This is a genomic window from Mesorhizobium sp. WSM4807, assembly GCF_055811615.1.
This window is the reverse complement of the sequence record NZ_JBVVQY010000068.1, coordinates 1-7743: the sequence shown is the minus strand read 5'-3', so window position 1 is coordinate 7743 and position 7743 is coordinate 1. Positions and strand designations below refer to the sequence as shown.

The following is a 7743-nucleotide window of genomic DNA, read 5'->3' as shown; positions in this document are numbered from 1 at the left end:
ATAGTCACTTGCGTTCATGTGTCCTCTCCTTCGCGCCAATCGCGACGGAGAGACCCTAATCTATGCCGATCCTGCAGGTAAGAGGGGCAAAAGTCGTGGCGGTCAAGCTGCGGAGCGGCTGCTGACGATGTTGGGCAGGTATGGGAGGTGAGGAGCGCCGGTGATTTCGAGGCGAGCGCCGAGATAATCCCAGAATGAGAACCGGAGCTTTTGGCAGGTCTTGCTGAGGCCGAGGAAGGCATCGCGGCAGGCGCGCCCTGCCTGCGAGCGGGTGCCGCCCGAAATCTTGCGCCGGATCACTTGGCAGCGGATATCGTTCTCGGAGCCATTTGTATGAAGCGGGATCTCGGGCCGATCGAGGACGGTGAGCAACTCGGCCTTGTTGGCATGAAGTCTGGCCAGCAATCGATCGAGCGTGGCAAAGCCGGTGCGGCGTTTGAAGATGCCGTCGAAGCGCGCCAGCATCTGGGCCTTGCGGCGGCGTGAGGGCTGTCGCTTGTAGGCTTTGAGATCGCCGTAGAACCGCCAGATCAGCGATCGGACGTGCCTTTGGGCCTTGCGGTGCGGATCACAGAAGGTGTCGAGCTTGTGGACCAGGCGCTCGGCATGGACCCAGCACAGGGCATGGCGTGCGACCTCGAACTGGCCGGCATCGTCGCTCAGCACGACGGTGTCGGGCAGCAGGCCATGGGCCCTGATGGCGCCCCACAGCGCGCCCTCGGTGGCCAGCCGCGACGGGTCGAGGCTGTGCTTGAGGTCGTGGAAGCCGAGGCGCTCGAGGTGGCGCGCCCAGGCGTGCGCGTCGGCGAAGTGCTTGTCGGGATGCTCGGCCAGACGGGCGATGGCATGCTGGGGCAAGGCGCGGTTGCGCATGTAGGCCAGCGCCGCGGCGTTGACCACATAGTCGGTGTGGCCAGCGCGCAGCAACTCCAGGAAGTTGAGGCGGCTCTTGGAGCCTGTGGTGGCGAACCAGGCGAAGTGCTCGTTGCCGATCTGGGTGCAGGTCGCGTTCCTGCCCTGATGGCAGGCGCCGGTGTCGTCGACGCTGATCCAGGCGCTGGCAAGGCCGGCGCGCAGCACGTCGCGGGCCTCGGCCAGGAACGGCTCCTTGTCGGCAATCAGCAGGCGCACGAGCTGCCGCTTGGAGATCGCCATGCCGAGCCCGCGCAACAGTTCCAAAAGGCGCGGCATGGTGACCTGGCCCTGATGGTAGAGTGCCAACATGAAGCGCTGCAGCCCCGGCCCGAAATGGCCCGAAAGGCTGGCCGGCAGCGGCGCCGTCAGCGTTGTTCCGTCCGGCCGCAACCAGCGCTCGCAGCGAAAACGGATCACATGCGGGCGCAGCACCAGATCCTGCACCAAGAAGTCCGTGTAGCCCTTGAAGCGCGAGCCGGGCGGCACCGACCCGGGCGTTACGACCCGCTCTTCGTTGATCACCAGCTTGGCGTTCTTGGCTCCCCGGCCGCGACGCTGGCCATCGCCCGGCTTGCCGGCCGCACGCCCGCCCGCCTTCTCCATGCCACTCGGCGTGCTGGGCTTGATGTCCGGCCGACCCTTGCCGCCCTTCAGCCGTGCGATCTCGTCACTCTGCTGCGCAACCGTCCGCTCCAACTCCGCCACCCGACCCAGCAGCTGGATCACCAGCGCCTTCAGATCGGCATTCGACAGCGACTCAATGTCCGCAGGCGGTGACATGGCCGCAATGAATCAGAAAGGCTGCCCGTCGGGAATCTCGAGGCCCCAACCTGAGTCAATCTGACGCAGCCCTCGCCACGACTTTTGCCCCTCTTACTCCTGCAGCGGCTAAGTCATGAAAAACGTGGGAGGAAACGCGCCCGCTCGGCATAGTTCGGCGCGCGGCATAAACGGCCCTATGCCGTGCGCGGCATAGGCAGGTTTCGATCAGCGACGCGATGACTGCCCAGTGTTCGGCACCGCCGTCGGAACCGGCGAAGAGCGCGTTCTTGCGGTTAAGCGCGATCGGACGGATTGAGCGTTCGACCGTGTTGCTGTCGATCTCGATGCGGCCGTCATCGAGGAAGCGCGAGAGGCCTTCCCAGCGCGTGAGCGTGTAGCGGATCGCATCAGCGAGCTTGGTCTTCTGTCAGGCCGAGCTTCTCTCGCGCAGCCAGGGTTCGAGATCGGCAACGATAGCGCGGCTATTTTCCTGACGCATCGCGCGACGATCATCGGCCGACCGGCCACGGATACCGTCCTCGATCTTATAGAGTTCGGCGATGCGCCGGAGCGCCTCGCTGGCAATCGGCGCGGGACCGACTGCTGCCAGTTCATGAAAGCGCCGACGAACATGCGCCCAGCAGAAGGCGAGCGCCACGCCGCACTTCTCGGCGAGCACACGATAGCCGCCGTAGCCGTCGACCTGCAGGATGCCGCCGAAGCCGTCGAGGAGCGAATGGGGCGTTCGGCCTTGCGGTCGGGCGCATAGACATAGGCGACGCCAGGTGGGTCGCTCCCCTCCCATGGCCGGTCATCGCGGGCATAGGCCCAGAGTTGGCCTGTCTTCGTCTTGCCGCGGCCCGGATCGAGCACCGGCGCGGTCGTCTCGTCGGCGAAGAGTTTCGGCGAGGACTTCAATCGCGCAAGCAGCCGCTCGTGCACCGGACGCTCGATGTCGACGACCATCTCCACGCGAGGAAGATGGGCAGGCAGAGAGCCGCGGTTTGCTCGCCGCTTCGCAGCACGCGCGTGGCGAAGGTGGCCTGTTCCTGCTCTTCCTCGCCGGCCGCCTCGATCTGCTCGGCCTCCTCGAGCCCCAGCAGCAACTGATCCTCGGGGAGCGTCTCAGCTCTTCGGTCGGAGCGGTGACGCTGCAATTCCTTGATGATCTGGATCAGGCGGGCGTTCTCGATGTCGGGCGCCAGCACCATTGCCTTCAGCGCGTCCGGATCGTTGGGAAGCTGGTCAGCTGTCATCGCCATGACCGGATCAGACCATATTCGCCGCTACCGAGCGACACCGGATCCAGGCTGATTCACTTCGTCGCGGGTCAGCCGGCCTGGACCGGAACCCGGGTCCGGCGTGCCTCATGGCCCGCCGCCAATCCAGCCCTTCGAGCAGCGCCGACAATAGCGCTGCCGTCAGCCGCATCACCCCGTCCTGCACCTTCGGCCAGCGGAACTCGCCGTCTTCCAGCCGCTTCGCATAGAGACATACGCCGGTGCCATCCCAGAAGATCAACTTGATCCGGTCGGTGCGCTTGGCCCGAAAGACATAGACGATGCCGCAGAACGGATCGGCTCCCATCTGGTCGCGCACCAGCGCGGCGAGACCCTCCGCACCCTTGCGGAAGTCCACCGGCTTCGTCGCCATCATGACCTTGACCGCTCCTGTCGGCCCGATCACGACGTCGCCTTCAGCGCGGGGATGACCGCCGCCACCGTCTTGGCGTCAGCGCCGCGGCCGACCCGCATGGCGATGCCGTCGATCTCGAGCTCGATCACCCCGGCATCGGGGGCCGCTTTCCGTTTCCACTGCTTCGTTGGAGACTTCTTTGCTGACGCCGGTGCCGCCACCACCGCCGGCACGAATAACGATTCCGGTCTCGTCGTCTCTTGCGCCGATCTTCGGGCTGCACGACGCCAGGTGAACAATTGCTGCGGCGATAAGGCGTATCTATAGCGCGACGATCTGGATGAGAGGCTCTCACTATGATTGCCGCGCCGCATCGCGTTGCCTGAAGGGCACAACTTGAGCCAACTCATGCCGCACGTCTGGGCCTGGCTGGTGGGAACGAGACATAAGATCATCGGCGGCGTCCATGAGCTGGCGGTGCTCAGAACTGAAGTTCATGCTCATGGCAGGCATCCAGTCAAAAGATTCTTGGGCTCGCCCGCCCAGGGAAGCCCATGAAATGGCGCTGCTGTTCATCACCCATGACCTGCCGCTTGCCTGGTTGATCGCCGACCGAATTGCGGTCTTGTATCTTGGGCGGCTGGTCGAGATCGGCAGCGCCGACGAGATCACGTTCAATCCCCGCCATCCGTATACTGTTGCCCTGCGAAACGCCACGCCGCAGGTCAGCCGCGACGCAGAACGCGGCGAACTGCCCATCCTGCAAGGCGAGGCTCCAAGCGCCGCGCGCGTGCCGAAGGGATGCCGGTTTCATCCGCGTTGCCCGGTCGCCTTCGATCGCTGCCGGCAAGAGGACCCGCCGGCCATCGAAGTGGGACCGCAGCACATGTCCGCCTGCTGGCTGGCGAAGTGAACGCCGACCCTGCGCTTCTCAGACGTGCTCAAGCACGGCGCGGTAATCATCGCCCGAAATAATGGCTATTGCCTTGGCCAAAATGACTCTGTGCCCTGCGACATCCGGTCCCGCTGCCAGTGCGGCGAAGGCTTCGAAAATCAAGGGCAGCGCAAGAATTGCGCACAGTTGATCAGGTATCCATAAAACGACAACCGTTGCCAAACGATCAGGGTCCAGCTTATGTGCTCGCTCAATCAATCAGTCGGCACGACGACTATGATCAATAGGGGTGATGCATGGCCACCACGTTCTCAACGATTCCTCTAGTCGGTGTTCCATTCCCGAGATCAGAGTACGAGCGTCGGCAGCAGAAAGTGCTTGAGGCAGTATCGAGCGCCAGGCTCGACGCACTCTTGGTCACCGCGCACGGCCATCTCAGGTATCTCACCGGGTACGATGGGCGCGGTGCTTACTTTAGGCCCTTTCCGTTGATCCTCGTACCTGGCCGAGCGCCGATATTTGTTGTCCGGGCGTACGACGAGCTATCTGTTCGCGCGAACAGCTGCATCGAAGAGATCATTACCTATTCTCAGCAGGACGATTTCGCCACAGTTTGCGCCGATGTCCTTCGACGATTTGCGCTGCATCGCCAGAGGATTGGCCTCGAGCTCGGCTGTTTGAACCTCGCACCGGCTGACGTGAGTGAGCTGCAAGCGCAGCTACCCGACATGAGGGTCGCTGATGCGAGCCGGCTGGTCGGATCTGTAGCGGCCGTGAAAAGCGAGCTGGAGCTCAAGGCTATGCGCGACGCTATGGCGGCTACTGAACTGGCTGTACGCACGTTCCAGGCTTCGCTGAAGGAAGGCGTCACCGAAGCGGAAGTGTTCGACGCTATCGGGGCGGAAGTCGAAACAGCTGGCGCAGAACCTCTGTCGCCCTTTGCGTTGCTCTTTGGCGAGCGGACGAAGCTGCCGCATGGCCTTCCCGCGCGCCATCCTATCATAAAGAACGAGCCCGCCTTCATGGAATGCGGCGGCTCGAAGCACGGGTATGTCGCAGGGTTAGTCCGGTGCGCCGTGCTTGGTCGACATCCCGAGACCGAAGCTCTGCACGCTTTGGCAGAAGAGGCTCTCGACGCTGCAATCGCTGTGAGCAAAGCGGGTGTAAGCGCAGGCTCAGTGGACGCCGCTGCCCGTAAGGTCATCGAGCAGTCTGGACGGCGGCAGCCATTTAGGCACCGAACCGGATACCAAACTGGCATCAATTGGACGGAACGCGGCGACTTGAGCTTAGAACCTGGTGCGAAGGACATCCTTGAGATCGGCATGACCCTCCACCTGCCGATCATTCTGTTCAGCGAAAACGGCCACGTGTTTGGGACCAGCGGGCACGTCGTGGTGACGGAACGTGGCGCGGAAAGACTCGACCATACACCAAATACGATCTATCGCGCGTGATTCCTTGGCGAAGGACTGACTTAACGACTGGAGCGCAGAGAACTCGGTCTGGACATGTTGTCGGCTGGGATCTCGAGCAGCAAAGCAGTTGGCCGCAGTATCTCCAAGGCCTACTGGAATAGGAGCTTCATCCATGACGTCACAAAGCCGCCACGCCCTCGGCATCCTCAGGCTCGAGGAAGGGCTGCCTCCCGGGGGTACGCCGCCACCGCCAGAGCCTGGCTCCATGTCAGATCCGGCGACCTTTGACCGCCCTGTCATAACGGAAACCGTCGAGGGAGCTTGGGCAGATATCGTTATTCGCGGTGACTCATCGCTTGATTCAGCTTGCGTAGCAGCTGCTCGACGCTTGGTCGCGCGAGGCGCTGTCGCGATAACATCAAATTGCGGATTCTTTATACGGCATCAGGAGGCAGTCGCCGCATCGGTAAACGTCCCTGTGGCGCTGTCGAGCCTTCTCCTCGTTCCGACGTTGCTTCGCCATTTGCCCCGTGCCGCTAAGCTTGCCGTCGTGACCGCCGACTCGACTTACTGCGGCTACGATCTGCTCGGGGTCGCCGATCCGGCCGATCGGGCGAGGGTGGTTATTGGCGGCATCGAAAGCGGCAAGTTGCTGCAAGATTGGTTAATGCGGCCTCCAATCCTGACCGAAGTCGCCGATCTTGAGGCAGAGGTGGCTGCCTGCGTGGCGCAACTCCGCGCCGCGCATCCAGAAATCGCGGCGCTTCTGTTCGAATGCACAGCGTTTCCAGATGTAACGCCCGCGATGCGCCGGAGCACAGGGCTGCCCATCCACGACATCACGGACGTCTGTCGGCTGACGCTTGCCGCCGTCGCCTAATCTGGCGTGGTCAGGAGGCTCACACTGCGTTCGCCGCCTTCCCTTATGTGCGGCGGCAGGCGATGTTCGCAGATATTTCGGACCCGCGCGGTGTTTTCAGTCGAGGCGACGGCAAGCCGCTCGGTTGAATCAGAGGCCTATCAGTTCGATTAACATGGGGAATGTGGGACAAGAGCTTTGTTGAGCATCGCAATGTCGTTCGGCACTCAAGGTCTGACCCAGATTGGAGGACACGGCGCATTTCCATCGATGGTTCAAACCAAACACGGTCGCCACGGTCGCCGGATGAACGGCTGCGCCAGCATTCCGCAGACGTTGCGGCCATGCTCAGGAGGACGAGGAGGCCATACTAGAGCCCGGCATTCAAAGCCTAATCGGACTCCGGTTCGTCCACCTGGATCCGCGGGGATTGATCGGTCCGGGGCATCAAAAGATCCTGTTTGCGGGCACCGTCACGCTGTTTTCATCGGAGCCTTCCATGACAATCCCGAGGGTCACGTACTTCCACGGGGCGACCAGCAGCTTTTGTGCCAACGCTCCGATCGCCGGCAATCGAAGCCGGGTCAACGACAACGTTTTCGATCCCCTTCGCCAGTAGAACGCGGGGATCCAGAAGCCATTTACGTCCAACTTCCTGGATTGCTATGCTCTGCCATGAACACGCCCGCTGCTTCGGGCGTGACGAGACGAAATGGGATCCCTGGCTTATGTACCGGTTCCGGCCCGCAAGCCCGGCGCGCCGTTCCGCAATGTTCCCGGCAGCTATGGAGAAAGGTTTGCCATCGGCTTAAGGCCGTCGAAGAGGGCGACCGGAAATGGTGGCGAGTAACGAAAAGGTACCGCTCATAACAGCCCAAGCGTTGTCGATCACACATATTCTAGCCAGATAGGTATCTGGAGCTGCCGGCGCGTAGACTGGAGGCGGTCAAGGCCGAGGGATCAGCGCACGCTGCCGGAGCCCGCGACTTGAGCTAAATCTTTCAGCGGCTTGCGGATAACGGCAGCGCCACTACACTTGAACAAGGTTTCGGAACGATGGGATCGGCACTCCCAGCCTCCCTTGGAATACTGGCCCTTGAATGGGGACTGCTGCCCGGCGACACGCCACCAAAGCCGCGGCGGCTCCCTCCTGAATGCCGCTACCCTCCAGGTTCCCATCATCCATTTCACGCGATGGTGAGCGCTCATTTCATTTGATCGTGAGCAGGTGTTTCACGCGATCATGAGCGGCCGCTTCG

Annotated in this window: 7 protein-coding genes and 2 pseudogenes; 3 read left to right on the top strand and 6 right to left on the bottom strand. The window is 62.5% G+C overall.

From position 1 onward, the window contains the following. Positions 1-102: 102 nt before the first annotated feature. The 5 genes and pseudogenes from AC0L3N_RS33205 to AC0L3N_RS33185 all read right to left on the bottom strand — a co-directional run bounded on the left by AC0L3N_RS33205 (position 103) and on the right by AC0L3N_RS33185 (position 3545). Positions 103-1695 (bottom strand): IS66 family transposase, encoded by a 1593-nt coding sequence (locus AC0L3N_RS33205; RefSeq protein ID WP_473551854.1) that lies wholly within the window; start codon positions 1693-1695, stop codon positions 103-105. Positions 1696-1891: 196 nt separating this feature from the next. Further along, a pseudogene (tnpC, locus tag AC0L3N_RS33200) lies at positions 1892-2625 on the bottom strand (IS66 family transposase); the annotation flags it as partial. Beyond that, the gene (locus AC0L3N_RS33195) at positions 2592-2933 is read right to left on the bottom strand and encodes a transposase domain-containing protein (protein WP_473551852.1); all 342 of its coding nucleotides are present in this window, start codon (positions 2931-2933) and stop codon (positions 2592-2594) included. The pseudogene tnpC and the gene AC0L3N_RS33195, both read right to left, overlap by 34 nt. A 103-nt stretch (positions 2934-3036) precedes the next feature. After that, positions 3037-3363 (bottom strand): annotated as a pseudogene (gene tnpB, locus AC0L3N_RS33190) (IS66 family insertion sequence element accessory protein TnpB); the annotation flags it as partial. Next, positions 3360-3545 carry a hypothetical protein gene (locus tag AC0L3N_RS33185; RefSeq protein ID WP_473551850.1) on the bottom strand — a complete coding sequence of 62 codons (186 nt, stop codon included), beginning with the start codon at positions 3543-3545 and terminating at the stop codon, positions 3360-3362. The pseudogene tnpB and the gene AC0L3N_RS33185, both read right to left, overlap by 4 nt. 326 nt (positions 3546-3871) lie before the next feature. On the opposite strand from AC0L3N_RS33185, the gene AC0L3N_RS33180 reads away from it, so the two are divergent. After that, positions 3872-4225, top strand: coding sequence for an oligopeptide/dipeptide ABC transporter ATP-binding protein (locus AC0L3N_RS33180; protein ID WP_473551849.1), 354 nt, complete (start codon positions 3872-3874; stop codon positions 4223-4225). A gap of 18 nt (positions 4226-4243) precedes the next feature. Here the strand turns inward: AC0L3N_RS33180 and AC0L3N_RS33175 are convergent, their stop codons facing one another. Then, positions 4244-4429 carry a hypothetical protein gene (locus AC0L3N_RS33175; protein WP_473551847.1) on the bottom strand — a complete coding sequence of 62 codons (186 nt, stop codon included), beginning with the start codon at positions 4427-4429 and terminating at the stop codon, positions 4244-4246. 74 nt (positions 4430-4503) lie between these two features. On the opposite strand from AC0L3N_RS33175, the gene AC0L3N_RS33170 reads away from it, so the two are divergent. After that, entirely contained in the window at positions 4504-5664 is a 1161-nt protein-coding gene (locus AC0L3N_RS33170; RefSeq protein WP_473551844.1) for a M24 family metallopeptidase, read from the top strand. Positions 5665-6103: 439 nt separating this feature from the next. Beyond that, positions 6104-6505, top strand: a complete 402-nt coding sequence (locus tag AC0L3N_RS33165) for an aspartate/glutamate racemase family protein (RefSeq protein ID WP_473551843.1) — start codon at positions 6104-6106, stop codon at positions 6503-6505. Positions 6506-7743: the final 1238 nt, after the last annotated feature.

What these genes read in the sequence shown, in the direction of transcription:
- AC0L3N_RS33205 (WP_473551854.1), bottom strand. Translation starts at nt 1,695, where the DNA reads ATGTCACCGCCTGCGGACATTGAGTCGCTGTCGAATGCCGATCTGAAG.
- AC0L3N_RS33195 (WP_473551852.1), bottom strand. Translation starts at nt 2,933, where the DNA reads ATGACAGCTGACCAGCTTCCCAACGATCCGGACGCGCTGAAGGCAATG.
- AC0L3N_RS33180 (WP_473551849.1), top strand. Translation starts at nt 3,872, where the DNA reads ATGGCGCTGCTGTTCATCACCCATGACCTGCCGCTTGCCTGGTTGATC.
- AC0L3N_RS33170 (WP_473551844.1), top strand. Translation starts at nt 4,504, where the DNA reads ATGGCCACCACGTTCTCAACGATTCCTCTAGTCGGTGTTCCATTCCCG.